The sequence below is a fragment of the Corynebacterium sp. HMSC078A10 genome (genome assembly GCF_001811565.1).
GTDB lineage: Bacteria > Actinomycetota > Actinomycetes > Mycobacteriales > Mycobacteriaceae > Corynebacterium > Corynebacterium hesseae.
In genome coordinates, this window is sequence record NZ_KV805195.1 from 89078 (window position 1) to 114197 (window position 25120).

The window sequence follows — 25120 nt, forward strand, 5'->3', positions numbered from 1 at the left end:
ATAGCACGCAGACCTGCTTTGATGTGGCCTTCGGGCAGTGACCAGGCCGCCACTAAAGATAGTGCGGTGGTGTTGATATCAGCCTGCAGGCTGGGCATAGCACCAACCCAGGTGTTGTAGATAGCGCGGCGGGCTGCCGCGCGGGCTATAGCGTGTGGATTATTCGGATTCGTTGTTGAGAAGAAGAAAGAAGAGGAGGTTGAAGGGTGCGTGGCGGTGGTCATGAATGTCTCCCCCGAGACTGATACTATTTTAGAAGCTGTGTTCTAACGATAATTCTAGTACCACATGACCTGCATGGCTATAGGCCGTGGTAAATTGATGTCAAGTCGTTACTACAAACGGGGGTATCCGCGTCAAAATAGATTGGATGTGCGATATAAATGTGGAAGGTTGTAAAACCGCCTAAACGCCAGTGAACTACGCAATTGGTCGAGGTTTATGGCGGTCCTCTCCGCCCTGTCCCAAACCCTGCCGGCGGCGGGGATAGACTAGGCACAGCTAACCGTATGAACACGTATGAAGGGATTGTGAATGACTATCAAGGTGGGTGTCCTTGGCGCTAAGGGTCGCGTGGGGCAGGCAATCGTGGAGGGCGTCAACGCTGCAGAAGATCTGGAGCTTGTCGCTGAAATTGATCGCGAAACCCCGCTGGAGAAGCTAGTTGAAGCAGGCGCCGAGGTCGCCGTCGACTTCACTCAGCCCGCTTCGGTTATGGATAATCTTGAGTTTTGTATCGCCAATGGAATCCATGCTGTTGTCGGTACCACGGGCTTCGACGAGGAGCGGCTAGCCAAGGTAGAGGAGTGGACTAAGAAGGAGGGCGCTGGCAACGTTCTCATCGCTCCGAACTTTGCTGTCTCAGCTGTATTGACCATGGTGTTTGCTGCCCAAGCGGCGAAGTTCTTCGATAGCGCCGAAGTTGTTGAATACCACCACCCGAATAAGCTTGACGCGCCGTCCGGCACGGCGGTTCATACTGCGCAGGGAATTGCGAAGGCTCGTAAGGAAGCTGGCCTGGATGCAATGCCGGACAAGACCGAGCAGTCCCTTGACGGTGCGCGAGGTGCAGACGTTGATGGCGTCCACGTCCATGCAGTTCGCATGCAGGGAATGGTGGCGCATGAAGAGGTAATCTTCGGTACCCAAGGGCAATCCCTGACCATCCGCCAAGATTCCTATGACCGCTCTTCCTTTACTCCCGGTGTTTTGCTTGGTGTGCGCGAGATTTCCTCCCACGCAGGTTTGACCGTGGGGCTTGAGAAGTACCTGGGGCTGTAATGGCAAAGGTCTCTGAGCTTGATGTCCAACTCATCGCGGCAACGGCGTTTTATGCACCACGAGGGGTGGATTGGAAGGCGGACGAGGGGGCGTCGGAAAGCGAGGCTTTAGTCGAGTTTGCTGGGCGTGCGTGTTACGAGTCCTTCGATAAGCCAAATCCTCGTACCGCGTCGAACCAGGCTTATTTGCACCACATCTTGGAGGTAGGCCACGACGCGCTTCTGGAGCATGCCACCGCGACGCTGTATATAAGAGGGTTGTCGCGCTCCGCAACACATGAGTTGGTGCGCCACCGGCATTTCTCCTTCTCCCAGCTTTCACAACGCTTCGTACACTCCGACGAAGCAGAGGTCGTGCTGCCCAAGTTCATTGCAGAAGATGAGCAGCTAAAGCGGTTAACGCTACAGGCGGCCGACGAAGCGCGGTTTGTCTACGAAGAGCTGCTCGACGCCCTCGAGTCCAAACTGGAAGAGGAACCAAACGCATTGCTTCGTAAGAAGCAGGCGCGGCAGGCAGCGCGTGCGGTTTTGCCTAATCTCACAGAGTCCCGCATAGTAGTGACCGGCAACTACCGTGCGTGGCGCCACTTTATCGGTGCTCGGGCAACGGAGCAGGCTGATACTGAGATGCGCCAATTGGCGGTGACATGCTTGAAGCTGTTGAGAGAGCAATCGCCGGTGCTTTTCGACGACTTCCACATCACCACTTTGTCCGACGGGACCGAAATGGCTTCGAGCCCGTACGCTTAAAGGCTTTGCAGGAGACTCGCGCACGACCCCGATGCGGCCAATAGGGGCGAAAGCGGGTAATCTTGACGCCTATGAGCACAGGTATGACAGCACAGACAGGCGTCGACACCTTCGGACGCGTAGGCGTAGCTATGGTCACTCCATTTGACCAGGATGGCGCCTTGGACGTGTCCGCTGGTCGTCGCCTGGCAGCTCATCTGGTTGATAACGGTATTGATTCGCTCATTTTGGCTGGGACCACGGGTGAGTCACCGACGACGTCGTTGGATGAGAAACTGGAGCTGTTTGCAGCTGTAAAGGAAGAGGTAGGCAGTCGCGCTAAATTGTGTGCGGGAGCGGGAACCAATAACACCGCCACCAGCATTTCAGCAGCGCGCGCTTTCGCTGATGCGGGAGCAGACAGCCTCTTGGTTGTAACTCCGTATTACTCCAAGCCTTCCCAAGCCGGTGTGTATGCGCACTTTAGCGCTGTCGCTGACGCCGTGGACCTCCCCATTTGTCTGTATGACATCCCTGGCCGCTCGGGCATTCCGATTGAGACGGAGACCCTTCTTCGCCTCGCGGAAGTGCCGAACATCAAGGCCGTCAAGGACGCCAAGGGCGATCTTGTAGCGGCTGCACCGCTTATCCAGGAAACCGGATTGGCATGGTACTCCGGAGATGACGGGCTGAACTTGCCGTGGCTGGCCCTCGGTGCTTCAGGCGTTATTTCCGTGATTGGTCATATTGCCCCGCGTGCCCTGGCTGATCTCTACGTGGCCTTCGACGAAGGTGATATCGCACGTGCGCGAGAGATCAACGCGAAAACTTTGTCCCCGCTCGTCGAGGCGCAAGGCCGCCTCGGAGGAGCAACTCTTGTTAAAGCTGCCTTGCGCCTGCAGGGCATTGAAGTTGGAGAACCTCGTCTCCCGGTTTCCGCGGCTGACGCGGATGAGATTGAGGTTCTCCGTCACGATTTGGAAAAGGCTGGAGTCCTTTAAGAATGACTGAATCCCGTAACCGTTCCCGCAAGGTGACCCGTAAGGCGGGTCCGCCTTCGGAGACCGAGACCGCCTCGAATGAGGCGGCTTCGCCGGTTTTCCAAGCGCCGAAGGAATCGGCTGCTTCCGGTGCATCCTCTAAGGAGTCTGGAAGCTCTGACGACGGCAACCGTCGTTCCCGTTCTCGTGGTTCCCGTGGCGGCCGTGGTCGCGGCCGCGGCGGCAACAACAACCACAACAACGGCAATAACAACAACGGTGGTCGTAACAACCGCAATCGCAACAACAACCGCGGCCGTCGCAATGTACCTAAGTCCATGCAAGGCGCGGATCTGACCAAGCGTCTGCCGGAGCCGCCGAAGCAGCAGAAGGACTCTCTGCGTATCTATGCCTTGGGCGGTATTTCCGAGATCGGTCGAAACATGACCGTCTTTGAGTACCAGGATGAGATGCTCATCATCGACTGTGGTGTGCTTTTCCCGTCCTCCGGTGAGCCAGGCGTGGACCTGATTCTCCCGGACTTTGGTCCGATTGAGAAGAAGATTCACAAGGTCAAGGCGCTCGTCGTAACCCACGCGCACGAGGACCACATTGGTGCTATCCCGTGGCTGCTGAAGCTGCGCCCGGATATCCCGATCGTGGCTTCGCGCTTCACCATTGCGCTGATTGCTGCCAAGTGTAAGGAACACCGCCAGAAGCCGAAGTTCGTTGAGGTCAATGAGATGTCCGATGTGAATTACGGTCCGTTCCGTTGCCGCTTCTGGGCAGTGAACCACTCCGTCCCGGATGCCCTCGGCGTCATGCTGGGAACCCCGGCTGGCAACATCATCCACACCGGTGATATCAAGCTGGACCAGACCCCGCTGGATAACCGCCCGACGGACCTGCCGGCCCTGTCGCGCTACGGCGACGAAGGCGTGGACCTCATGCTGTGCGATTCCACCAACGCCAACATCCCGGGTGTGTCCGCCTCTGAGGGCGACATTCCGGCAACGTTTAAGCGCCTAGTTTCTGGGGCCAAGCAGCGCGTGATCATCGCTTCCTTCGCCTCGAACGTCTACCGCGTGCAGGCGGCTATCGACGCCGCCGTGGCCGCCGGCCGCAAGGTTGCGTTCAACGGCCGCTCCATGATGCGCAACATGGAAATCGCGGAGAAGATGGGCTTCCTGAAGGTTCCGCGCGGCACCATCATCCCGATCGATGAGGCAGCCAAGATGGCTCCGCACAAGGTACTGCTCATCACCACCGGTACCCAGGGTGAGCCGATGGCGGCGCTGTCCCGCATGGCCCGTCGTGAGCATCGCCAGATCACCGTCCGCGATGGTGACCTCATCATCTTCTCCTCCTCCCTGATTCCGGGTAATGAGGAGGCCGTGTTCGGCGTTATCAACATGCTGTCCCAGATTGGCGCTGAGGTCATCACGAACAAGGAAGCTAAGGTCCACGCCTCCGGCCACGGTTATGGTGGCGAGCTGCTCTTCCTTTACAACGCTGCACGCCCGAAGAATGCCATGCCGGTGCACGGCGAGTGGCGCCACCTGCGTGCAAACAAGGAGCTGGCAGTCTCCACTGGTGTGGCCCGTGATCGCGTGGTCCTTGCGCAGAACGGCGTTGTCGTCGATCTGCGCAACGGCCGTGCTGAGGTCGTCGGCCAGATCCCGGTGGGCAACCTCTACGTCGATGGTGTGTCGATGGGTGATGTCGACGCCGATACCCTCGCGGACCGCACCAACCTGGGTGCCGGCGGTGTCGTTTCCATCACCTGTGTCATCGATAACCGCACGTCGCGCCTGCTTGAGCATCCGACGGTGTCCACGACGGGCTTCTCCGACGATGATCGCGGTATCGTGCCTGAGGTCGCCGAGATGGTGGAGAACACCATGAATGACCTCGCCGCTGAGGGGGAGAACGATACCTACCGCATGGTGCAGAAGCTGCGCCGCAAGGTCTCGAAGCTCATGGACTCCAAGTACAAGCGCGAGCCGGTGATTCTGCCGACCATCGTTCCGACGAACTCGGATATCCTGCTGCCTGACGACGACGAAGTTCACGCTTCCCGCGAATCGCTCTAAAGCTAAGGCCGCAAGCGCCCCAGTGTTCCCGCCTCCGGTGGGTATGCTGGGGCGCATGTCGTTTTCTTCAGCAGAGCGCGCCAAGATGGTGGCGTTGTTCCATGAGCTTGGCCCTGATGCCCCGACGTTGTGCGAAGGGTGGACAACCCGAGACCTAGCAACGCACTTGTGGGTGCGTGAGAACCGCCCTGATGCAGCGCTCGGTTCCTTTATTCCAGCGCTGTCCTCTCATGCACGGAGCGTCGCTAATGGGGTCCGCGAGGGCATGACGTATGAGGAGTTGGTGGATGCGTGGGGGAGGGGAGCATCTAGGTTTAGCCCTCTGCGCTATGTAGACTCCGTGTTCAACGCGGCCGAGCACTTTGTCCACCATGAGGATCTCCGCCGAGCTAATGGCCACATTGAACCAAGGGATCTTTCACGAGCAGTCAACAAAGAGCTACTGGCGCCGTTGAAACTGCTAGGCACACGGCTGCTGTCGCACTCGCGCCTGCCCGTTGTCCTGGAGCCACAAGGTTTCCCGCCGATCGTGGCTGCGGATAGACATCGTGTGTCTGGACAAGGCGACGCTGTGGTTCGCGTACGAGGTACCGTGTCCGAGGTGCTCTTGTGGGCCTTCGGCCGCGACGCTGCTGATGTCGAGATTGAAGGCGATGAATCCGCAATCGTAAGGTCAAGCCTGTAGGCTGAACCGCTAATTTTCTTCGCCATACGTGTGTGGCGCATGTTGTTAATGGGGCTTTTGCTACTAGAGTGGCAATCATGTCTGTCAAGAACGCTCCGTCTCGCGCCTCCGGCCGAGGTCGCACGGCCAATCGCTCGCGACCGTCGGGCCGCACAAGCTACTCGCTGACGTCTGCTACTCGCGCTGCCGAGACCTCCGAAGAGAGGACCGGCAGCGCCTTTCGTGCCGTTGGTCACGGACTGGGCACCGTATTTGGCGCTACGGCCCGGGGCATGGGGAGTATGGCGCGGGGAGTCGGGCATGGCCTCGCCGGACTCAAGCCAGCTGAAGCGAGAGATCGGGACGAGGATCTTTATGATCCCGCTTATGATGCGTCCTATGACGAAGAGGCTTTTGATGATTACGACGATGTGAGGGAGCCAGGGGAAATTTCTGGACGCGCGAAGAATAAGAGAACTAGCAACAGGGCTGAGGGTGGCACTTCGTCGAAAAGCAAGGTGACCCGTGCCCAGGACGTTGACGGCGAGATGCCGACGAGCATCATGGAGCGCCCCGCCCGGGTAGAGAAGAGCATTCGCGTCTCCAACCCGGATGCGGTCGCGCTCGTGCTGATTGGTGTGGCCATCGTCTTGGCCTGCGCTACGTGGTTCCAGGTGGCTGGCATTATCGGTGAGTACCTCACCAATGCTGTGCGCTATGTGATTGGCGCGGGCGCCTATGTTCTTCCTGTTGCGCTCATCGCCGTAGCCATCGCGCTCATGATGGACCTTTCCGGCCCGGCCGGCCACTTCAAGCCGCGCGTGGTTGGCGGCACGGCCCTGATCGTGGTCTGCATGCTGAGCCTTATCCATATCTTTGCTGGGCTCCCGGACCTTACGTGGAATAATAACGCCGCCGGAGAGGCCGGAGGCGCTATCGGTTTTGCTATCGGTGAGCTGCTCGTAGCAGCCTTCTCTAGCTACGTGGCCGTGCCGTTGCTCTTCCTGTTGATTGTCTATGGGGCGCTCAACATCACTGGCATCACTCTGCGCGAAGCCTATGACTTCGTGGCTGCCCAATTCTCTACACTCGTCGGTGGACTCCGTGACCGGAAGGACCGCTCGGAGCATGAGCTGCTTGACGACGCCTCCGCAGACGACTACGGCTATGTCAGCGATGACATCGACGCCATTGCCGAGGGGCGCGAGCGCCCCACGCGCCCGGTCCATACCCCGCGTCCGCGTCAGCGCCAGCGCACGCAGCACACGCAGAGCTACCCGGCTCTGCCGGATGAAAACGCCACGGTCTCCTTTGACTCGGCGGCACAGCCCACGAAGCAGGAACCGGTCCAACACGGCCGCCCCTCCTTTGATGCCGTGCCCGAGCGCCGCGTCGATGACACCGACGAGATCCCCGTTGTTCCGGAGCCGGAGCAGAAGCAGAAGGCAGCACCGAAGCCTGTCGAGAAGCCGGTTGAGAAACCTGCGCACAAGCCTGCACAGCAGAAGCGTCCCCGCGTAGACGTTGGCGGTGCCGCCGGTGCGGCGCTGGGGGCGGCAGCCGCGGGGGCGTCGGCAAGCGTAGCGTCTGCTGGGGCGGCCGGGGAGGACGTTGTCTCTGCCGCACACTCCGAGGCCGTCCGTATGTTCCAGGAGCGTTCCGGCCGCGATGCGCGCACGGGCGCCAAGGTCGACGAGGATGTTCAAGACGCGGCGCAACAAGCACCCGCGGCCCCGAGCGGTGCGGAAGATACCGCACTGGGAGGCGGTTATGACGTGCCGACGACTGACCTGCTTACGGCCGGCAAGCCTGCGAAGGCTCGCACGGAGGCCAACGACCGCATCATCGAAGCCATCACTGAAGTATTTGAGGAGTTTAAGGTCGATGCCCAGGTCACCGGGTTTAGCCGTGGCCCGACAGTGACGCGCTATGAGATTGAGCTGGGACCAGGCGTCAAGGTTTCGAAGATTACCAACCTGCAGTCCAATCTGGCTTATGCAGTGGCGACGGATAACCTGCGCCTGTTGACCCCGATTCCGGGCAAGTCTGCAGTCGGTATCGAGGTGCCTAATGCGGACCGTGAAATGGTGCGCCTGCGTGATGTTTTGGATTCCCCGGCATTGCGTGCTGATAACGATCCGATGCTCATCGGCTTGGGTAAGGACATCGAGGGTCAATTCACCTCCTTCTCCGTGAAGAAGATGCCGCACCTTCTCGTGGCCGGCGCAACCGGTTCAGGTAAGTCGGCGTTCGTGAACTCGATGCTGGTCTCGCTGCTGACCCGCGCGACCCCGGAGGACGTTCGCCTCATCCTGGTGGATCCGAAGATGGTCGAGCTCACGCCCTACGAGGGTATCCCGCACCTCATCACCCCGATCATTACGCAGCCAAAGAAGGCTGCTGCGGCCCTGCAATGGCTGGTGGAGGAGATGGAGCAGCGCTACATGGACATGCAGGCTGCCCGCGTGCGCAAGATCGAGGATTTCAACCGCAAGGTTCGCAGCGGCGAATACCAGGCCCCGGCCGGCTCCCAGCGAGAGATGCGCCCGTACCCCTACATCGTGTGCGTCGTGGACGAGCTCGCGGACCTCATGATGACGGCGCCGAAGGAGATCGAGGACTCCATCGTCCGCATCACCCAGAAGGCCCGTGCGGCGGGTATTCACCTCGTGCTCGCAACACAGCGCCCGTCCGTGGACGTGGTCACCGGCCTTATCAAGACCAACGTGCCGTCCCGCCTGGCGTTCGCGACGTCCTCGCTCACGGACTCCCGCGTCATCTTGGACCAGGGTGGTGCCGAAAAGCTCATCGGTATGGGCGATGGCCTGTTTATCCCGCAGGGCGGGCGCCCAGTGCGCATGCAGGGCGCGTTCGTCTCCGACGAAGAGGTGCAGGCGGTTGTCGACGCCGCGAAGGCACAAGGCGCACCGAACTACACCGAAGGTGTCACGGAGGATAAAGCCAAGGACGCCAAGAAGGAGATCGACGAGGAGATCGGCAAGGACATGGACGACCTCTTGGAGGCCGTCGACCTCGTGGTCACGTCCCAGCTGGGTTCCACCTCGATGCTCCAGCGCAAGTTGCGTATCGGATTCGCCAAGGCCGGCCGACTCATGGACCTCATGGAATCACGCGGTGTGGTCGGGCCATCGGAAGGCTCCAAGGCCCGTGAGGTGCTGGTCAAACCGGAAGAGCTCGACACCATCATTTGGATGATCAAGGGGGCGGACCCAGCAGAGGCACCGAAGGAAGTCCAGGAAGCTGAAGGCACTGACGGTGCTGACGAGGAGTCAGCAGATACCCGCACCGTCGAAATCTCTGCCAACCCCTCCACAGGTGCGTTCTAAGTTCCGTGTAGGATAGGACGAGTCTTGGAGGGGAGTACCCCAATCCTCGGCGTCGATCGTCAACACGGCAACTGCGGTACAGTTCCCGGTCGCGCCGGCTAGCGTTGCTCTGCGTAAGCATCACTAGCGGGGGAGACCTCCGGTCTTTGTTGTCGCGTCGACCGGAGGGATAGCGCATTATGCACGTACCATTGTGGGTTTGGGCCATCACCATGGTGGTGATTCTGGGCTTTTTTATTTTCGATTTCTACAGCCACGTTCGCTCGCCCCATGAGCCTACGCTCAAGGAATCCGGTGGGTGGACGCTGTTCTATATGGCAATCGCCGTTGTCTTCGGCGGAGTTGTATGGGTGCTGTGGGACAGCGAACATGCCGCTCAGTTCTACACCGGTTGGGTGACGGAACAGGCGCTGAGCGTGGACAATCTATTCGTCTTCTCGCTCATCATGGGATCCTTCAAAATCCCCCGCAGATACCAGCAGAAGGTGCTCCTCATCGGAATCGTTTTGGCACTGGTATTCCGTCTCATTTTCATTTTGTTGGGCGCGGCAATTATCGCTGCATGGTCCGATGTCTTCTACATCTTCGCAATCTTCCTCATTTACACCGCAGTGAAGCTGCTCATCGATGAGATCAACGACGCCCCGGAGACTGACCCCAATGACATGTTGGTGGTCAAATGGCTGCGCAAGGTCGTACACGTAACCCCGCGCTACCACGGCGATAAGCTCACCCACCGTGAAGAGTCCGGGGAGAAGAAGGGGAAGTTCGCGCTTACCCCGCTGTTCGTGGCGCTGGCAGCAATTGGGCTTATCGACGTCATGTTTGCTTTCGACTCCATCCCCGCCATCTACGGCATTACCTCGGAGCCCTTCCTGGTATTCACCACCAACGCATTCGCGCTCATGGGGCTGCGTCAGATGTTCTTCCTCATCGATGGCCTGTTGGACCGTCTGGTTTACCTGCCCTATGGCCTGGGTATCATTCTGCTGTTCATCGGCGTCAAGCTGTTGTTCCACGCATTGCATGAGAACAACTTGCCGTTTATTAATGGCGGTGAGGATGTTTCCGCCGTGCCGGAGATTTCCACGCTGATGTCGCTGCTGGTCATCGTCGGCGTGCTCGCAATCACTGTGTTGCTGTCCGTGTGGAAAGACAAGCGCGACCAAACTCAGGGTGGCGTGGTGATTTCCCACAACCACTACGACTGGGACGATTTTGGCAACAAGATCGTTCGTAACAAGCAGGGAGAGCTTGTGGGCAAGGCAGAGGACCTGCCGAAATCCGAGCTGCCCTAACTCCGAGTGCTGCCCGAGTCCCGGGCAGCATGGGGGGAAGAGTTTAAAAGGAATTGATAACGGGATTCCACTCGCGGAAGGCACGGCCCGTAACAGCGCCTTCGGTGTAGAAGGGATCTTGGTCCATGAGGGCGATTACCTCGGCCACCTCAATTGACTCGTCCTCAAACTGCAGGACGATGAGAGCCCCACCCTTGGAATCGGTGAAGGGGCCCGATCCGCAGATCTGGCCTTTCTCATGGAGCGCGCCGATGAACTCGCGGTGTTTCGGGCGAACATTTGCGATGACTGGGTTGGATGGATTGTATTCATAGGAGACAGCGAAGTACTTCATATTTTCCATGGTAGTGCTCGCGCGAGGGGTAGGGAGGCCACGGTAGGATGAAGGGCGTGAATGATTCTCAGGCTGCGCACAACCACTCTCAAACCGCGGATGTAAATCCCGAGGTCTCCAATTGGAATCTTCCCAATATCTTGACCAGTTTGCGCATCCTCTTTATCCCCCTGTTCGCCTGGTTGGTTCTGGCCGGACATGAGTGGTGGGCCTTTGTATGCTTTGCGCTCCTCATGCTCACAGACAAGCTGGACGGCGATATTGCACGCTCGCGTGGGCTCATTACAAATTTCGGCAAGATTGCGGATCCCATCGCGGATAAGGCTCTGATGACTGCGGCCTTCGTGTGCCTCAACATCACTGGTGCTCTGCCCGTGTGGATCACCGTCGTCATTCTTTTCCGTGAGTTCGGGATTACTATTTGGCGCTTCTTCTTGCTGCGCCAAGGAAAAGTGGTGCCGGCTTCCCAAGGTGGAAAGCTCAAGACAGCGCTGCAGACCTTGGCGGTGGCGTTGTATCTCTGTCCGCTGCCGGGGTGGATGGACCTTCCGAGCTTCCTCGTCATGTTGGCTGCCGCCTTCGTTACTGTCCTGACCGGCATCCAGTATCTCATTGATGGCCGTAGGGAGAACCAGTGAGCATCGAGAAGCAATTAGTGTCCAAGCTCCGCGAGCGCGGCGAAACCGTGGCGTTCTGTGAGTCCCTTACTGCAGGTTTAGCCGCTGCCACTGTGGCGAGCGTGCCGGGAGCCTCGGCGGTGTTGCGGGGCGGTCTGGTGACGTATGCGACAGAGGTCAAGGCACATTTCCTCAACACCACCGTGGAAGAGCTTGACGATCAAGGCGTGGTGTCTGCCGCTACTGCCGCGCAGATGGCTGAGGCCGCAGTTGTCGAAACGCGTGCGGATTGGGGGCTAGGGCTGACTGGTGTGGCCGGGCCGGACCTCCAAGAAGGTAAACCTGCGGGAACCGTGTATGTGGGGCTGTGCGGGAGGGGCGACGGGGGCGTCGCCAAGCGCGGCGTCCTCTATGAGCTTTCTGCTGAGGGGCGCAACGCGATTCGTGCCGGTGCAGTTGAGGCAGCATTGAGTCTTCTCCTATCAACTCTTGAAGAAAAATAGTTGATTGTGGGAACAAGGAGGAGTGCTGGGCCGTTGTACGGAGTGATGAACACTTCAGTTGCATTACTTGATAAGCCCACCCAGACCAGCACGCGGTCGACGCGGACCCCTGAGCCGCTGCTGCGTGAGGCACTCGGACTGACGCTTCGCGCCTTCCGTGCGGATAAGGGCGTGACCCTTCGTGAGCTCGCCGGTGTAGCGCGCGTGTCCCCGGGATACCTTTCGGAGTTGGAGCGCGGCCGCAAGGAGGTTTCCTCTGAGCTTCTGGCATCCGTGTGCCATGCGCTTGATGTCAGTGTTTCCGATGTTCTCATCGAGGCCGCTGGCTACATGGCGCTGCCATCGATGGATGAGGAGCTAGCGTCCACCGCACCCGCAGCATCGGAACCGTAGAACTGCGGCGTAGCACTGCTTGCTTCGCTAATATTAGGCAGGCAGAGAATTCTTTTCGAACACTTTTTATAGACACAACGAACTGCTGAGAAAGGCACCTTCTGTTATGGCGAATCCATTCGTAAAGGCCTGGAAGTACTTGATGGCTCTCTTCGATTCGAAGATCGAGGAGAACGCTGATCCGAAGGTACAGATTGAGCAGGCAATCGAGGAAGCTCAGCGCCAGCACCAGGAGCTCTCGCAGCAGGCTGCGGCGGTCATCGGCAACCAGCGTCAGCTGGAGATGCAGCTCAACCGCCGTCTCAGCGAGATCGAAAAGCTGCAGCAGAACACCCGCAACGCTCTGAACTTGGCGGACAAGGCTCGTGCTGAAGGCGATGCACAGAAGGCTACCGAGTATGAGAACGCAGCAGAAGCCTTCGCCGCCCAGTTGGTAACTGCCGAGGAGTCTGTTGAGGACACCAAGAAGCTGCATGATCAGGCACTGCAGCAGGCGGAGCAGGCTAAGAAGGCCGTCGAGCGCAATGGCATGGCCCTGCGTGAGAAGGTCAACGAGCGCTCGAAGCTGCTGTCCCAGCTTGAGCAGGCCAAGATGCAGGAGAAGGTTTCCGAGTCCCTCAACTCGATGAATGAGCTTTCTGCCAACGGCAACACCCCGTCCCTGGACGCGGTGCGCGACAAGATTGAGCGCCGTTACTCCAAGGCCCTGGGCCAGGCAGAGCTCGCGGAGAACTCCGTGTCTAACCGTATGCAGGAGATTGAGCAGGCTGGCGTGCAACTGGCTGGCCACTCCCGTCTCGAGCAGATTCGCGCGGAGATGAATACCCCGAAGGCCGTGGAGGGCAACTCCCAGCAGGCAATCGGCTCGGCAGGAACCCAGGCTCAGCCGAACGTGCAGAACGATGCTGTTCAGGCTCGCCTGCGCGAGCTGCGCGGAGAATAGGCGAGAATAGGCTTAGTCGCCGACGCCGCGCGCTTGAAGCGCCTCACCCATGGCGCGTGCGCGGCGGATAGAGCGAATGATAACCGGGGTGCCAAAAGCGGTTAATGATGCCGTGGCGCCCCGGGCTTTTCGTGCGTCTAGCACCTCGACCACGGTTCCCAGCATGAGGGGAAGCAGTCGAATAGTCAGGGACATCGCCAGCGTGATGTTCTCAACGGGGACCCCGAGGCGCCCCAGCGGGGCAACGGCGCGATCCAGGGAGTCCATCATCTCCGAGACTTTCGTCGTGAGTGTCAGCAGGACTGCCGCGCTAATCGCCGCGTAAATCGTGAGGAACATGATGGCAGCCTCCGTGAAGTCCTTCTGCCACCACTGAAAAGCAGCGAGTGCGACGAGGAGATAGAGCGGCGGCGCGAGCTGGCCGAGCGCGACGCGGAAGGGGACCCGGGCAATGGGGAAGAGGGCAAGAGGGAGAGCGAGGCTTAGCGCTGCCCAGCCGATCGTGTGAACGGCCAGCGAAGTCACGAGGATGAAGCCGATGAGTACGAGGAATTTCACCGCGGCGGGGATGCGGTGGATGATGGTGTCGGCGTCGACATAGAAGCCGAGTGGGATGTTCTTGGGCATGATCGCTAGAGGGGGCGGGATTCCATGAGCTTCGTATAGAAGGGGATGACCTCGTTGGGTGTTCCATCGGCGGCTACGTGGTGGTCGTCAATGCACAGAACGCGGTCAAAGTCGGAGAGGAAGTCGAGGTCGTGAGTAACGACGATCAGCTGCTGCTCCAGGCTGGCGAACTCGCGGCGAATGCGGTCACGGTTGCGAAGATCGAGCAGGGTTGTCGGCTCGTCGGCGATGATAACGGTCGGTTCCATGACCAGCACCGCAGCCAGCGCAAGGAGCTGTTTCTGCCCGCCGGAGAGCGAGTGTGGGGATTGCTCGGCCAGGGCGTCGAGGTCGAAGCGTTCGAGTGCGGCGTCGACACGCGCGGTGCGTTCCTCCCGAGGCAGCTTGAGGCGCCGCAGGGAGAATTCCACGTCATCGCGTACCTGCGGCATGACGATTTGGTTCTCGGCGTCTGAGAACACGAATCCCACGCGGCGCCGGATTTCTTTGCCGTGCTTGGCGACGTCCATGTTGTCCACCAAGACCTCACCGCGTGAGGGCTCACCGAGACCATTGATGAGCCGGACGAGGGTTGACTTGCCGCCGCCGTTGGCGCCGATGATGCCGATGCGTTGTTCGCTCAAGTTGAGGGAAACGTCGTTAAGCACCGGCGTCTCGTCGAAGGTGACGGACACGTTACGGAATTCAATGAGCGGCACGGGAGCTACTTCGCCTTAGCGGTGCGTCGGCCCATCAGGTCTGGGAACGCTGCGTGGACGCCGACCGCAATGACAACCATTACGGCGACCTTGATGAGATCGGGGATGAGGAATGGCCCTTGGGCGATGGTGGCTGCACCGAAGGACATGTCAGAGCGGTACATCAGGCCGAGAATTCCGCAGAAGTACTGGACGGCGAGGCCAACGACGCCGGCGATAGCGAGGATGAGCGTCATTCCACCCTTGTTGCGCGGGGCGCGGTAGGCGATGAGTCCGGCGATGGCCGGGGCGACCACATAACCAACGAGGTAGCCAACCGTGGGGCCGGCGAGAGCGCTCAACGCGCTACGTCCGCCGGCGAGGATGGGAAGGCCGACGAGGCCGAGGGCAATGAAGAGTAGGCCTACGAAGAGGCCGCGGCGGCCGCCGAGCACTAGGCCTGCGAGAATGATGACCGCGTTTTGAAGAACGATGGGTACGCCCGCGGTGGGAGTAGGAATAGAGACAAAAGCAAAGACTATGATGAGTGCGGTAAAGACCGCGACGTACGCGATGTCAGTCGCGACGGAATTCTTTTTCATGGGCCAAAGTTTATCCAGTGGGATAACTGTGCAGCAAATAGTACCTTTTGAACAGTGTTCAAGCATGCATTTTGGGCAGCGCATCCACCCCGAACGGGGTATCTTTGGTGCATGGAAATTGGGCAGAAACAAGCGTGGCTTAAGGGTTTAGGGTGCCTTAGGGCGCGCTATGGGGTAGTAGCACTTCTTTCCGGTGTGGCCATAGGCGGCCTAGCTGGATGTTCGTTGGTGAATTCCGCGAACGTCATCGAAAATATCGATGAGGCCGCTGGGGTCGAGGAAGGGGAGCCGGGAAGCGTAGACATGCCGATCGGTGACATCTTCGATTCGGAGTATGAACGGGTGATCATTATTTGCCCTGGCGCTACCGAAAGGGATGTCCTCGCCGCCAGCGATGGAACCTGGCAGGGAGGTACAGATGAGGATGATGAGTGGGTGCCACCGGCGGCGGGTAGCGTTGAGCTGTACCGTGATGTGCAAGGGTCGGGGTATTCCAAGTATATGAGTAGCAGGGCTAACCTCGATGACCTGGATGTCTGCAGCTCGTTAGGGGAGGAGGTGGCCGTTCTTCAGACTGCTGAGAAGGTGACCTTCTCGCGGCAAGAGCAGGACGGTCCTTGGGTGCTTCAGTAGTGGAGGCTGTCGCTGGGACACGCGCTTGGGCGAAATGGAAAATCGAACACTTGTGTGTGTATTGTGGGACGTGGTCCGGCGGGCACGTTAGGGTGACTTCGTGGCTTGAGGAGAGGGCGCTAAGGCTGTTTGAGTCGCGCCAGGGAACCTCAGCTGCCACGTGGCAGTCTAATTAGGTGCCAGCTTTAATTAACGCGTAAGAACGCACTACAACTGACGCACGATAGTGAGGAAATGAATGGCTACGAAGAAGAAGTCCTCGGCAGCGAGCAAGGGCGATGATCGTCAAAAAGCCCTTGACGCTGCCATGGCGATGATTGAGAAGGATTTTGGTAAGGGTGCCGTTATGCGCCTGGGTGATGATGATCGCCCGCCAATCCAGGCTATTTCCTCCGGTAATACGGCCATCGATATCGCATTGGGCGTCGGCGGCTTCCCGCGTGGCCGTATCGTGGAGATTTATGGTCCGGAATCCTCGGGTAAAACTACCGTTGCTCTGCACGCGATTGCATCGGCGCAGAAGACTGGCGGTATTGCGGCCTTCATCGATGCTGAGCATGCTCTCGATCCGGAGTACGCACGTCTGCTTGGCGTTGATACCGATAACCTGTTGGTCTCCCAGCCAGATACTGGTGAGCAGGCTTTGGAAATCGCCGATATGCTCGTGCGCTCTGGTGCTATTGACATCATCGTGATTGACTCGGTTGCTGCGCTGACCCCCAAGGCGGAGATCGAAGGTGAGATGGGTGATAGCCACGTTGGCCTCCAGGCTCGTCTCATGTCCCAGGCGCTGCGTAAGATGACGGGTGCTCTGTACAACTCGGGGACCACCGCCATCTTCATCAACCAGCTGCGTGAAAAGATCGGCGTGATGTTTGGTTCGCCGGAGACCACGACTGGCGGTAAGGCGCTGAAGTTCTACGCCTCGGTGCGCTGCGATATTCGCCGCATTCAGACCCTCAAGGACGGTCAGGATGCCATCGGTAACCGCACCAAGCTCAAGGTTGTAAAGAACAAGGTCTCCCCGCCGTTCAAGATCGCTGAGTTCGACATCATGTATGGCGAAGGTATTTCGCGCGAGTCTTCCATTATTGACTTGGGCGTCGAACACGGCTTCATCAAGAAGTCTGGTTCCTGGTTTACCTATGAGGGTGACCAGCTGGGCCAAGGCAAGGAGAAGGCTCGTAACTTCCTCAAGGATAATCCGGATCTGGCGGATGAGATTGAGAAGAAGATCTTCGTCAAGCTCGGTGTGGGTGCTGCCGCTGCCGAGAGTGGCGACAACGTGGCCATGGATGTGCCAGGAGCAGATGATCCGCTGACGGATGAGTCTGTGGATCTGGTTCCGAACGTCGATTTCGACGACGACTAAACGGGATCTATGGCACAACCCTCATCGGAGAAGATTGAGAAGCTGCGCCAGGCCCTCGAATCCTATGAATCAGGTGACGCGGGCGGACAGCTAGTTGACGCAGAAGCCGAAGCTGCGAAGGCTCCCGTGCGTTCTCGTGCGCTCGGTCTGCTGGACCAGAGAGCGCGTTCCCGCAAGGAACTGCGTGACCGCCTCGTTGCTGCGGACTTCGAGCCCGACGTGGTCGAGGAAGTTGTTGATGACCTCGCAGATGTCGGCCTTGTTGATGACGCGAGCTTTGCCAAGGAATGGGTTCGCCAGCGTCATGCGCGGCGCGGCAAGTCGTCCCGCGCCCTCAACGTGGAGCTCAAGGAGAAGGGCGTTGATGCCGCTGATCGGGCCGCAGCCTTAGAGCAGATTACAGACGAATCTGAAGAGGCCGTCGCCCGCCAGGTCGCGGAGAAGAAGGCGCGGACGCTTAAAAAGGTTCCGGCCGACCGGCATGAAAGGGACAAATTCCTGCGCCGCATCGTGGGAACGCTCGCGCGGCGCGGCTACAACCAGGAACTTGTCATGCGCATATCCATCGAGGCTCTTGATGCGCGCATCGCCGAATTAAAGGCATTATGAGTAGCCGGATGGGCCAGTTAGAATGTCCCCCCGTGAGCTCCCCCGAAATCAATAGCCAGCCCCGCACCTATGAGGTGCGGACTTTTGGCTGCCAAATGAACGTTCATGACTCCGAGCGCATCTCCGGTTTGCTCGAGGAAGCCGGCTACTCGGCGGCACCGGATGGCGCCGAGCCTGACCTCGTAGTCTTCAACACCTGTGCTGTGCGTGAGAACGCCGACAAGCGTTTGTATGGAACCCTAGGTGCGCTCAAGAAGACGAAAGAGAACCACCCCGGCATGCAGATCGCTGTGGGCGGCTGCTTGGCGCAAAAGGATAAGGACACAGTCCTTGACCATGCGCCGTGGGTCGATGCGGTATTCGGCACCCACAACATGGCGGCTTTGCCGACACTTCTTGAACGCGCTCGCCACAATGATGAGGCCCAGGTTGAAATCGTCGACGCGCTTGAGGCTTTTCCCTCCGTGCTGCCGGCCAAGCGCGAGTCCGCCTATGCCGGGTGGGTATCGGTCTCCGTGGGCTGCAATAACACCTGTACTTTCTGCATCGTTCCTTCCCTGCGCGGCAAGGAGGAGGACCGCCGCCCTGGCGACATCCTCGCAGAGGTTCAGGCCTTGGTGGAGCAGGGCGTGTCCGAGGTGACGTTGCTGGGCCAAAACGTCAATGCCTATGGCGTCAATTTCGCTGACCCGGACCTGCCGCGAGACCGCTTCGCCTTTTCCAAGCTGCTGCGGGAAGTGGGCAAGATCGAGGGGCTTGAGCGCCTGCGCTTTACTTCCCCGCACCCGGCAGAGTTCACCTCCGACGTCATCGATGCCATGGCGGAGACTCCGGCTGTGTGCCCGCAGTTGCACATGCCGCTGCAGTCTGGCTCCGACAAGGTCCTCAAAGACATGCGCCGTTCCTACCGCACGAAGAAGTTCCTGGGCATCCTCGACGAAGTGCGCGAGAAAATGCCGCACGCCGCCATCACCACCGATATCATCGTGGGCTTCCCCGGTGAGACGGAGGAGGACTTTGAGGCCACCCTGGATGTGGTGCGTCGCGCCCGCTTCGCCTCCGCGTTTACCTTCCAGTATTCGCCGCGTCCGGGAACCCCGGCTGCGGTCATGGAGAACCAGATCCCGAAGGAGGTAGTGCAGGAGCGCTTCGAGCGCCTTGTAGCGCTGCAAGACTGCATCCAGGCCGAGGAGAATGCGAAGCTCATCGGCACCGATGTGGAGCTCCTGGTCCAGGCGGAAGGCGGCCGCAAGTCCGCCGAGACCCACCGCCTTACCGGTCGTGCTCGCGATGGCCGCCTCGTTCACTTTGCTCCCGTCGATGGTGAGGGCAAGGACATCTCCACGGAGATTCGCCCTGGCGATGTCGTGCACACCACCGTGACGGATGCGGGTTCCTTCTTCCTCGTGGCCGATTCCGGTGTCAGTGAGCACCGCCGCACCAAGGCCGGCGACATGTCGGCTGCGGGGCAGACCCCGACCACGGCGCCGATTGGGGTGGGGTTGGGGCTGCCGGGCGTCGGCAAGCCCAGCGCTCCCGCTGATTCCTGTGGCTGCTAGAAGGGAGTAGGCTCCGATTCTATGAGTGATGACTTGAAGCAGGTGCGCGATGCTGTCGCCGCAGAAAAGCGCGCGGCGAAGACCATCGAACTGGGAAAGCACAAATATGCGCTCATCGTGTCTGTCGTGGCGTGGGTAGCGTATCTGGTTCTGCCTTATGCCGGTGACGCCCGTGGATGGGAAGCACTCTTCGTAGGCGGAACCGCCGAGGGAGTGCGAATTTCACTTATGGAGACCGTTAGCGCCTGGTTAGCGTTGGGTGGCGTGGGAATTCTGACTACCGCTACGATCCTTACGCGGCGGACGTCTGTGGCTCTCGCCGCATGGATGATGGTGACCATCTCCTTTTTCGTTAACTTGTGGGGATTCTGGTACCGCGGCGGTGCCGCTGAGGGGGCATCTATTGGCATGTACGTGGGCGCTGTGTCTACGTTGGTGGCCTTCCTGGTGTACTGCCAAGTGGCGTTGCGCCACAGCCCTGAGCAGCTAGCCGCCGCGGAGCGTGTCCGTGAAGTCTCGGGGCAGCTTGACCACGTGGGAGTCCTGCAGAACGAAGCCGCGACCGCGCTTCCAGCGGAACAGAACCCGCTGCTTATCGACGACCGCCGCTCACGCGCCGCCTCACGCCACCGGAGCCAGCAGGGCGAGGAATAAGCGTTCCTAGATTCGTGTTGTGGAGTGCATGGCTACACTCTTTGACTCTTTAGAACTGGGACGACTAACGCTTCCAAACCGCGTGACGATGGCGGCTTTGACCCGGTCGCGCGCAGGTCGCGACGGTGTCCCCACGCAGTTGCACGAGAGGTACTACGCGCAACGCGCCTCCATGGGGCTTATCGTGACAGAAGGTGTGTTCCCAGCGGTGACCAGCCGTGCCTTCCCAGGCCAGCCTGGTATCGAGACACCAGAGCAGATAGCTGGGTGGCGTCGCGTGGCGAAGTCCGTTCACGATTCCGGCGGGCGCATCTTCATGCAGGTAATGAATGGCGGGCGTTTGTCTCATGCCAGCCTTCTTGAAGGAGCGGAGCCGGCAGCTCCCTCCGCGCTGGCCTCCGGCACTGCGGTGAGAGATTTCGAATCCCGTAAGGAGTGCCCAGTGCCCCGAGCACTCGATAGTGAAGAGATGCCGCGCATCATCGATGAGTTCCGGCAAGCCGCACGCAACGCCATTGACGCAGGCATGGATGGCGTAGAGATCCACGGTGCCAACGGCTATCTCCTGCATCAATTCCTTTCCCCGAGCTCGAATCACCGCGACGATGCTTATGGCGGAAGCCCGCAGAAGCGCTACCGTCTTGTGGAGGAGATCCTGCGTGCGGTGGCTGAAGAGATTGGCGCGGACCGCCTTGCGCTGCGCCTATCGCCGCAAAACAATATTCAAGGCATTGAGGAAAGCGATACTGAGGATGTGCGCGCCACCTATGGTGGGCTGCTTCGCGCCATCGAAGACCTCGGCTTGGCCTATGTTTCTTTCCTTCACGCAGAGCCCACTGGTGAGCTCATCACCGAGCTGAGCACTCATGTTCGCGCCAACGGGAAGACACGCGTCATCCTCAACTCAGGCTTTGGTCGTATCACCCAGCGGGAGGAGGCCGAGCAGCTGGTGCAGCACGGCGATGCCGTGGCGGTGGGGCGGCTGGCCATCTCGAATCCGGACCTAGTCCGCCGCTGGCAGGAGGAATTGCCTGTCACCGCGCCGGATGAGAGAACGTTCTACACGGGAGGGGAGCGCGGCTATACCGACTACCCCGTTTATACAGTGAGCTCGTAGGCGCTGCTGGCGGAAATGACGTGCGCCCCGAGGCGGGCATACAGCGCGTTCATCGCTGGATCGGCCTGGGCCACTGAGCAATACGCACGGCGCACGGTGGGCCAGTGGTGCGCCACTGCGTACTGAGCGTGCTGTTTGGCGCGCGTGGCGAACCCGCGGCGTCGGTATTCACGGTCAGTCACTGTAAGCGTCCACTCGCACACCTCGGGGTCTGCATCGCCGTGACGGGAGAGCTCCGTGAGGGCGACGACTTTACCTCGGTCGAGAATACCCACGAGCAGAGTGTGCGCTCCGCGGGAGCGCAGTCGGGCGTGAGCCTCCTTGAGGCGCTGCCGCGTCCACACGATGGGCTCGACGCTCAAGTCACCGTAGACCGCGTCGGTGGAGGCGAGGGTGAGCAAGCGGAGGACGTCGTCAAGCAGTGCATCCGGAATGTCGTAGTCCGGCCAGACGTGCGCGCCGAGGACCGGGGAGGTGGCAGCGATGTCGATGTACATCTGGCGCTCGGCGTGCTTCTGGCGAAAGCCCAGTTCGAGGTAGGCCTGCGACATCGGATCGTATGAGTAGTCCGCGTCCGGCGGGTACAGCATGCCAACCTGGGCATTCTTGCGGCCTAGCTGGCGGGTAAGGCGGAGGGCTTCGCGGGCCAAGATCCGCGTGACCTCGAGGGCTTCCGGCTCCAGCTCTTCTCCAGGCAGCGGGAGGAGATCGGCGGCGAGGACGCACTCGATGTCGGCGTTATCTGTCTCTTCCAAAAGCGGAAGCGAGATGTGGATGAAACCGTCGAAGTCAATTTCCGGGCTGGGCTCGGCGGCCGAAATAACCGGCAAGCCCAACTCTCCAGCTGGGCCCAAGACGGAGTCTGTCAGACCAACGAGGTAGGTGCGTGACTCCGTAGAACCTTGGAGACGCTGGAGCACGCGACGCGGAGAGCCACTGGCTGCAGGATCACCGCTGGCCTCTTGTGCGGCAAGGTTAGCGTCGAAGACGAAGCTGCGGAGACAGTCAGCCGGCTCAGCGTGTGCTGAGCCCGGCGGGGCGACGATGTGAACGAACACTCAGGCTACGCGGCGCGCTTACTTGCCGTTGACAGCAGCCGCGGCGGCATCCGCGAACTCCTGCCACTGCTTCGCCTGGGCACGCAGATCCTCTGCCTTCTTGGTATTGCCCTTGGCCTCAGCTGCTTCTGCTTGAGCGGTGAAGTCATCCACCTTGGCCTGGAACTGAGCCACGCGGGCCTGGGCCTCCGGATCGGTCCGGCGCCACTCTGAATCCTCGGCATCGCTTACGCGCTTTTCCAGAGCGGAAATCTTAGCCTCGAACTCGCGCACCTGATTGCGTGGGACGAAACCAATCTCCTCCCACTTTTCTTGCAGCTCTCGCAGCTTGGCCTTCGCCGCGTCGAGCGACTTGGTGGGATCAATCTGGGAGTCATATTCCGCAATGAGTGCGTCCTTGGCGGCGGCGTTCTCTGCGAACTGCTTGTCGCGCTCATCGTTGACGGCGTTGCGGGCATTAAAGAAGTGGTCCTGCGCGGCGCGGAAGCGGGCCCAGAGCTTGTCATCAATCTCGCGCGGCGCGCGGCCAGCGGCCTTCCACTCCGTCATGAGGTCGCGGTAAGCGCGCGCCGTCTCACCCCAGTTGGTGGATTCCTTGATAGCTTCTGCGCGCTCAACCAATTCTTCCTTCTTGGCGCGGGCAGCAGCGCGGTTGCGGTCGAGCTCAGCGAAGTGCGAGCCGCGGCGGCGGTTGAAGGAATCCCGGGCGCGGGAATAGCGCTTCCACAGGGCATCATCCGTGTGGCGGTCGATGCCGCGGATCTGCTTCCATTCCTCGAGGATGGCGCGGATTCGGTCGCCGGCGGCCTTCCACTCCGTCGAGTTAGCGGCGATGTCCTCGGCCTCTGCGGCGAGCTTCTCCTTCTTTGCGATTGCCTCCTCGCGGCGGCGGGCCTTATCGGCCTGTGCTTGTTCGCCGGCCTCCACAGAATGCTCGATGACGGTGCCTAGGCGCTGATCCAAGGCTGCAATATCACCAATCACCGCCTGCGTGGGCAGGGATTCCCGCAGCTCTGCCGCGGTAGCCTTAATCGATGCTGCATCGCCCGGATGTGCATTCAGGCGGGATTCCAGCAGCTCGATCTCGGTAGACAGATCATCGTAGCGCGCGCCAAAATGCGCTAGGCCTTCTTCGGGAGTACCGGCCTGCCATTCACCGATCTTGCGTTCGCCCTCGGGTGCTTTGACATACACCGAACCATCAGCATCAACGCGGCCCCACTGAGTGGGATCGTTCTTCACGGGCTGCACCGGGCGAGCTGCCGGGGCGGACGGAGTTGGGCCGGGACGAGAACCCTTGCGGGGCATGGCTCCAGGGGAAGGAATAGCGGACATGGTAGGAAACCACCTTCGGTACTATCGCGCCGCGCGACACGGCTGCCAGAACTTATGTCACACAACACTACCGTTTCAGCCGCGCAGCCGCGTGTTAACCCCGAAAAACTAACCTTATAGGATGGGAGTCGATGCAGAATCTCATGATTATGCCAGCCTCACCGGCCTTGGCGGAAGAACTCTCACCCAGCGACGATGCCTCGCGTGCGCTGCTCAGTGCTGCGTGCGAGCTGGTCCGTGATGCCGCACGCGTGAGCGGCAGCAGCCCCCTCCAGGTGGACATTGTGGGATCGTGCGACGTGCGTTGGCGTACCGAGCACACAGGGAGCTTGAAAGCATGGGGAGCACCACAGGTCAATGTCGGCGGCGGGAATTTCCTTCCGGAAATCATGGCCCGCTACGTGCTTAGCCGTGCGCTTAATCTCACTTCCGATGAACCGGGCTTCGTGGTGGAGGATTCTCGCGCTGAACTCGGTGAGGTCCGCCCCGGGCGCTTGACTGTGGTCTGTGTTGACGGTTCGGCCGGCCTGACCGAGCGCGCGCCGCTTGCGCTTGTCGATGGCGCACGGGATGCACACCTGTGGTGCGAAAGCATCCTAGCGGGAGGGGAAGGCCACTGCGACGAAGAGCGCCTCCGCGCTGCCGGTGTGCTCGAGACGAGCCTCTGGGCACGGTTGGCAAGCGTGCACCCGCGTCACGCGGAACTGCGGGCGGCGGATTCAACCCTGGGGGTAGGACGCTATGTGGCGGGGTGGCAGTGCTAATGCCTGAAATTCAAGCACCCGGCCCAACCCCTATCGCGGTGGTGGGGCCGACGGCCTCCGGGAAATCAGCGCTCGGGGTAGCCCTGGCCCACGAGCTCGACGGGGAAGTTGTCAACGTCGACTCGATGCAGCTCTACCGGGGCATGGATATCGGCACAGCCAAGCTGACAATGGAGGAACGCGAAGGCATTCCGCACCATCAGCTCGATGTGTGGGACGTGACGGAAACGGCGTCGGTAGCGCGCTATCAGGCCTCCGCCATCGCGGATATTGACGGCATCCGTGCACGCGGTAAAACCCCGATTCTGGTGGGCGGCTCCATGCTGTATATCCAATCGCTCGTGGATAACTGGCAGTTCCCACCCACTGACCCGCAGGTGCGGGCCCGCTGGGAGGCCCGGCGCCAAGAGATTGGTACCGATGCCCTGCACGCGGAGCTGGCCGCTGTGGACCCAGCGGCCGCAGCCATCATCGAGGACAAAGACCCGCGCCGCACCGTGCGCGCGCTGGAGGTTATCGAGCTAACTGGGAAGCCCTTCAAAGCCAGCCAGCCACCGAAGAACGCCCCGCCCCGGTGGGGGACGATAATCCTCGGTCTGCGCACGGATTCCAGCTGGCTGAACCCACGCATTGAGCTGCGCAGCCGCCTCATGTTCGATAAAGGGCTCGTGGAGGAAGTCGAAAACCTCCAAGCCCACGGTCTGAAGGCTGACTCCACAGCAGGCCGGGCGATCGGCTACGCACAGGTGCTGCAAGCCCAGCGCGGCGAGCTGACATGGGAAGAAGCAATGGAGCGCACCATTACCGGAACCCGCCGCTATGTGCGCCGCCAGCGCTCCTGGTTCAACCGCGACAAGCGGATCCAGTGGCTCGATGCTGCGGCCGAGACGACGCCGCAGGCATTGCGTATCGTGGAAGGACAGTAGACTTTA

At 60.3% G+C, this 25120-nt stretch carries 25 protein-coding genes and 1 pseudogene; 19 read left to right on the forward strand and 7 right to left on the reverse strand.

The window, feature by feature from the left end; translation table 11 throughout:
- A pseudogene (locus HMPREF2808_RS13685) lies at positions 1-224 on the reverse strand (HNH endonuclease); the annotation flags it as partial.
- A 310-nt stretch (positions 225-534) separates the two neighbouring features.
- Here HMPREF2808_RS13685 and dapB point away from each other — a divergent pair.
- The 7 genes from dapB to HMPREF2808_RS04100 all read left to right on the forward strand — a co-directional run bounded on the left by dapB (position 535) and on the right by HMPREF2808_RS04100 (position 10391).
- Positions 535-1281, forward strand: a complete 747-nt coding sequence (gene dapB / locus HMPREF2808_RS04070) for a 4-hydroxy-tetrahydrodipicolinate reductase (protein WP_070524515.1) — start codon at positions 535-537, stop codon at positions 1279-1281.
- Entirely contained in the window at positions 1281-2030 is a 750-nt protein-coding gene (thyX, locus tag HMPREF2808_RS04075) for an FAD-dependent thymidylate synthase (RefSeq protein ID WP_070524513.1), read from the forward strand. Before dapB ends, thyX begins: the two co-directional genes overlap by 1 nt.
- 71 nt (positions 2031-2101) lie before the next feature.
- Positions 2102-3010, forward strand: coding sequence for a 4-hydroxy-tetrahydrodipicolinate synthase (gene dapA, locus HMPREF2808_RS04080; RefSeq protein ID WP_070524512.1), 909 nt, complete (start codon positions 2102-2104; stop codon positions 3008-3010).
- A gap of 2 nt (positions 3011-3012) precedes the next feature.
- Positions 3013-5082: a ribonuclease J gene (locus HMPREF2808_RS04085; RefSeq protein ID WP_083299156.1), complete on the forward strand. Its 2070-nt coding sequence runs from the start codon at positions 3013-3015 to the stop codon at positions 5080-5082.
- Positions 5083-5125: 43 nt separating this feature from the next.
- Complete coding sequence (locus HMPREF2808_RS04090) at positions 5126-5767, forward strand: TIGR03085 family metal-binding protein (protein WP_070524511.1); 642 nt, start codon at positions 5126-5128, stop codon at positions 5765-5767.
- A 77-nt stretch (positions 5768-5844) separates the two neighbouring features.
- Positions 5845-9093: a DNA translocase FtsK gene (locus HMPREF2808_RS04095; RefSeq protein ID WP_070524510.1), complete on the forward strand. Its 3249-nt coding sequence runs from the start codon at positions 5845-5847 to the stop codon at positions 9091-9093.
- A 179-nt stretch (positions 9094-9272) separates the two neighbouring features.
- Positions 9273-10391, forward strand: coding sequence for a TerC family protein (locus HMPREF2808_RS04100; protein ID WP_070524509.1), 1119 nt, complete (start codon positions 9273-9275; stop codon positions 10389-10391).
- A 43-nt stretch (positions 10392-10434) separates the two neighbouring features.
- On the opposite strand, the gene HMPREF2808_RS04105 is transcribed toward HMPREF2808_RS04100, so the two are convergent.
- Positions 10435-10725 (reverse strand): YciI family protein, encoded by a 291-nt coding sequence (locus HMPREF2808_RS04105; RefSeq protein WP_070524508.1) that lies wholly within the window; start codon positions 10723-10725, stop codon positions 10435-10437.
- A 47-nt stretch (positions 10726-10772) separates the two neighbouring features.
- Here HMPREF2808_RS04105 and pgsA point away from each other — a divergent pair, with 47 nt between their 5' ends.
- From pgsA to HMPREF2808_RS04125, 4 genes are all read left to right on the forward strand, one after another.
- On the forward strand, positions 10773-11363 hold the full coding sequence (gene pgsA, locus HMPREF2808_RS04110; protein WP_198530979.1) for a CDP-diacylglycerol--glycerol-3-phosphate 3-phosphatidyltransferase: 591 nt from the start codon (positions 10773-10775) through the stop codon (positions 11361-11363).
- Entirely contained in the window at positions 11360-11845 is a 486-nt protein-coding gene (locus HMPREF2808_RS04115; RefSeq protein WP_070563138.1) for a nicotinamide-nucleotide amidohydrolase family protein, read from the forward strand. The genes pgsA and HMPREF2808_RS04115 overlap by 4 nt, the downstream gene beginning before the upstream one ends.
- Positions 11846-11890: 45 nt before the next feature.
- Entirely contained in the window at positions 11891-12238 is a 348-nt protein-coding gene (locus HMPREF2808_RS04120; RefSeq protein ID WP_070563143.1) for a helix-turn-helix domain-containing protein, read from the forward strand.
- 106 nt (positions 12239-12344) lie between these two features.
- Positions 12345-13181: a PspA/IM30 family protein gene (locus HMPREF2808_RS04125; RefSeq protein ID WP_070623894.1), complete on the forward strand. Its 837-nt coding sequence runs from the start codon at positions 12345-12347 to the stop codon at positions 13179-13181.
- A gap of 12 nt (positions 13182-13193) precedes the next feature.
- Here the strand turns inward: HMPREF2808_RS04125 and HMPREF2808_RS04130 are convergent, their stop codons facing one another.
- From HMPREF2808_RS04130 to HMPREF2808_RS04140, 3 genes are read right to left on the reverse strand one after another with little or no spacing between them, the layout of a single operon-like run.
- Positions 13194-13808 carry an energy-coupling factor transporter transmembrane component T family protein gene (locus tag HMPREF2808_RS04130; RefSeq protein WP_070524506.1) on the reverse strand — a complete coding sequence of 205 codons (615 nt, stop codon included), beginning with the start codon at positions 13806-13808 and terminating at the stop codon, positions 13194-13196.
- Between the two features lie 5 nt (positions 13809-13813).
- Positions 13814-14506: an energy-coupling factor ABC transporter ATP-binding protein gene (locus HMPREF2808_RS04135; RefSeq protein ID WP_070524505.1), complete on the reverse strand. Its 693-nt coding sequence runs from the start codon at positions 14504-14506 to the stop codon at positions 13814-13816.
- Positions 14507-14511: 5 nt separating this feature from the next.
- Positions 14512-15087 carry a biotin transporter BioY gene (locus tag HMPREF2808_RS04140; protein WP_070524504.1) on the reverse strand — a complete coding sequence of 192 codons (576 nt, stop codon included), beginning with the start codon at positions 15085-15087 and terminating at the stop codon, positions 14512-14514.
- Positions 15088-15315: 228 nt separating this feature from the next.
- Here HMPREF2808_RS04140 and HMPREF2808_RS04145 point away from each other — a divergent pair, with 228 nt between their 5' ends.
- From HMPREF2808_RS04145 to HMPREF2808_RS04170, 6 genes are all read left to right on the forward strand, one after another.
- On the forward strand, positions 15316-15720 hold the full coding sequence (locus HMPREF2808_RS04145; RefSeq protein WP_070563145.1) for a hypothetical protein: 405 nt from the start codon (positions 15316-15318) through the stop codon (positions 15718-15720).
- A gap of 238 nt (positions 15721-15958) precedes the next feature.
- Positions 15959-17092 (forward strand): recombinase RecA, encoded by a 1134-nt coding sequence (gene recA, locus HMPREF2808_RS04150; RefSeq protein ID WP_070524502.1) that lies wholly within the window; start codon positions 15959-15961, stop codon positions 17090-17092.
- A 9-nt stretch (positions 17093-17101) separates the two neighbouring features.
- Positions 17102-17701, forward strand: coding sequence for a recombination regulator RecX (recX, locus tag HMPREF2808_RS04155; RefSeq protein ID WP_070524501.1), 600 nt, complete (start codon positions 17102-17104; stop codon positions 17699-17701).
- 8 nt (positions 17702-17709) lie between these two features.
- Positions 17710-19260: a tRNA (N6-isopentenyl adenosine(37)-C2)-methylthiotransferase MiaB gene (miaB, locus tag HMPREF2808_RS04160; RefSeq protein WP_083299157.1), complete on the forward strand. Its 1551-nt coding sequence runs from the start codon at positions 17710-17712 to the stop codon at positions 19258-19260.
- Between the two features lie 21 nt (positions 19261-19281).
- The gene (locus tag HMPREF2808_RS04165; protein WP_070623897.1) at positions 19282-19914 is read left to right on the forward strand and encodes an Rv2732c family membrane protein; all 633 of its coding nucleotides are present in this window, start codon (positions 19282-19284) and stop codon (positions 19912-19914) included.
- A 28-nt stretch (positions 19915-19942) separates the two neighbouring features.
- Positions 19943-21031 carry an alkene reductase gene (locus tag HMPREF2808_RS04170; RefSeq protein ID WP_083306846.1) on the forward strand — a complete coding sequence of 363 codons (1089 nt, stop codon included), beginning with the start codon at positions 19943-19945 and terminating at the stop codon, positions 21029-21031.
- Here HMPREF2808_RS04170 and HMPREF2808_RS04175 read toward each other — a convergent pair.
- Both HMPREF2808_RS04175 and HMPREF2808_RS04180 read right to left on the reverse strand, forming a co-directional pair.
- Positions 21013-22089, reverse strand: a complete 1077-nt coding sequence (locus tag HMPREF2808_RS04175) for a GNAT family N-acetyltransferase (protein ID WP_070524497.1) — start codon at positions 22087-22089, stop codon at positions 21013-21015. The two genes, HMPREF2808_RS04170 and HMPREF2808_RS04175, sit on opposite strands and share 19 nt — an antisense overlap.
- 18 nt (positions 22090-22107) lie before the next feature.
- A complete protein-coding gene (locus HMPREF2808_RS04180; protein WP_070524496.1) occupies positions 22108-23424 on the reverse strand; it encodes a DUF349 domain-containing protein in 1317 nt (438 codons plus the stop codon).
- A 131-nt stretch (positions 23425-23555) separates the two neighbouring features.
- Between HMPREF2808_RS04180 and HMPREF2808_RS04185 the strand changes: the two genes are divergently transcribed.
- Together HMPREF2808_RS04185 and miaA are read left to right on the forward strand one after the other, a co-directional pair.
- Positions 23556-24188 (forward strand): hypothetical protein, encoded by a 633-nt coding sequence (locus HMPREF2808_RS04185; protein WP_070524495.1) that lies wholly within the window; start codon positions 23556-23558, stop codon positions 24186-24188.
- Positions 24188-25114: a tRNA (adenosine(37)-N6)-dimethylallyltransferase MiaA gene (gene miaA, locus HMPREF2808_RS04190; protein WP_070623900.1), complete on the forward strand. Its 927-nt coding sequence runs from the start codon at positions 24188-24190 to the stop codon at positions 25112-25114. The genes HMPREF2808_RS04185 and miaA overlap by 1 nt, the downstream gene beginning before the upstream one ends.
- Positions 25115-25120: the final 6 nt, after the last annotated feature.

Excerpts from the sequence above, each read along its gene's own strand:
- HMPREF2808_RS04180 (WP_070524496.1), bottom strand. The coding sequence starts at position 23,424 with ATGTCCGCTATTCCTTCCCCTGGAGCCATGCCCCGCAAGGGTTCTCGT.
- HMPREF2808_RS04125 (WP_070623894.1), top strand. The coding sequence starts at position 12,345 with ATGGCGAATCCATTCGTAAAGGCCTGGAAGTACTTGATGGCTCTCTTC.
- recA (WP_070524502.1), top strand. The coding sequence starts at position 15,959 with ATGGCTACGAAGAAGAAGTCCTCGGCAGCGAGCAAGGGCGATGATCGT.
- pgsA (WP_198530979.1), top strand. The coding sequence starts at position 10,773 with ATGAAGGGCGTGAATGATTCTCAGGCTGCGCACAACCACTCTCAAACC.
- recX (WP_070524501.1), top strand. The coding sequence starts at position 17,102 with ATGGCACAACCCTCATCGGAGAAGATTGAGAAGCTGCGCCAGGCCCTC.
- HMPREF2808_RS04100 (WP_070524509.1), top strand. The coding sequence starts at position 9,273 with ATGCACGTACCATTGTGGGTTTGGGCCATCACCATGGTGGTGATTCTG.
- dapA (WP_070524512.1), top strand. The coding sequence starts at position 2,102 with ATGAGCACAGGTATGACAGCACAGACAGGCGTCGACACCTTCGGACGC.
- miaA (WP_070623900.1), top strand. The coding sequence starts at position 24,188 with ATGCCTGAAATTCAAGCACCCGGCCCAACCCCTATCGCGGTGGTGGGG.
- HMPREF2808_RS04120 (WP_070563143.1), top strand. The coding sequence starts at position 11,891 with ATGAACACTTCAGTTGCATTACTTGATAAGCCCACCCAGACCAGCACG.
- dapB (WP_070524515.1), top strand. The coding sequence starts at position 535 with ATGACTATCAAGGTGGGTGTCCTTGGCGCTAAGGGTCGCGTGGGGCAG.
- HMPREF2808_RS04140 (WP_070524504.1), bottom strand. The coding sequence starts at position 15,087 with ATGAAAAAGAATTCCGTCGCGACTGACATCGCGTACGTCGCGGTCTTT.
- HMPREF2808_RS04170 (WP_083306846.1), top strand. The coding sequence starts at position 19,943 with ATGGCTACACTCTTTGACTCTTTAGAACTGGGACGACTAACGCTTCCA.
- miaB (WP_083299157.1), top strand. The coding sequence starts at position 17,710 with ATGGGCCAGTTAGAATGTCCCCCCGTGAGCTCCCCCGAAATCAATAGC.
- HMPREF2808_RS04095 (WP_070524510.1), top strand. The coding sequence starts at position 5,845 with ATGTCTGTCAAGAACGCTCCGTCTCGCGCCTCCGGCCGAGGTCGCACG.
- HMPREF2808_RS04090 (WP_070524511.1), top strand. The coding sequence starts at position 5,126 with ATGCTGGGGCGCATGTCGTTTTCTTCAGCAGAGCGCGCCAAGATGGTG.
- HMPREF2808_RS04105 (WP_070524508.1), bottom strand. The coding sequence starts at position 10,725 with ATGAAGTACTTCGCTGTCTCCTATGAATACAATCCATCCAACCCAGTC.
- HMPREF2808_RS04185 (WP_070524495.1), top strand. The coding sequence starts at position 23,556 with ATGCAGAATCTCATGATTATGCCAGCCTCACCGGCCTTGGCGGAAGAA.
- HMPREF2808_RS04085 (WP_083299156.1), top strand. The coding sequence starts at position 3,013 with ATGACTGAATCCCGTAACCGTTCCCGCAAGGTGACCCGTAAGGCGGGT.
- HMPREF2808_RS04130 (WP_070524506.1), bottom strand. The coding sequence starts at position 13,808 with ATGCCCAAGAACATCCCACTCGGCTTCTATGTCGACGCCGACACCATC.
- HMPREF2808_RS04165 (WP_070623897.1), top strand. The coding sequence starts at position 19,282 with ATGAGTGATGACTTGAAGCAGGTGCGCGATGCTGTCGCCGCAGAAAAG.
- thyX (WP_070524513.1), top strand. The coding sequence starts at position 1,281 with ATGGCAAAGGTCTCTGAGCTTGATGTCCAACTCATCGCGGCAACGGCG.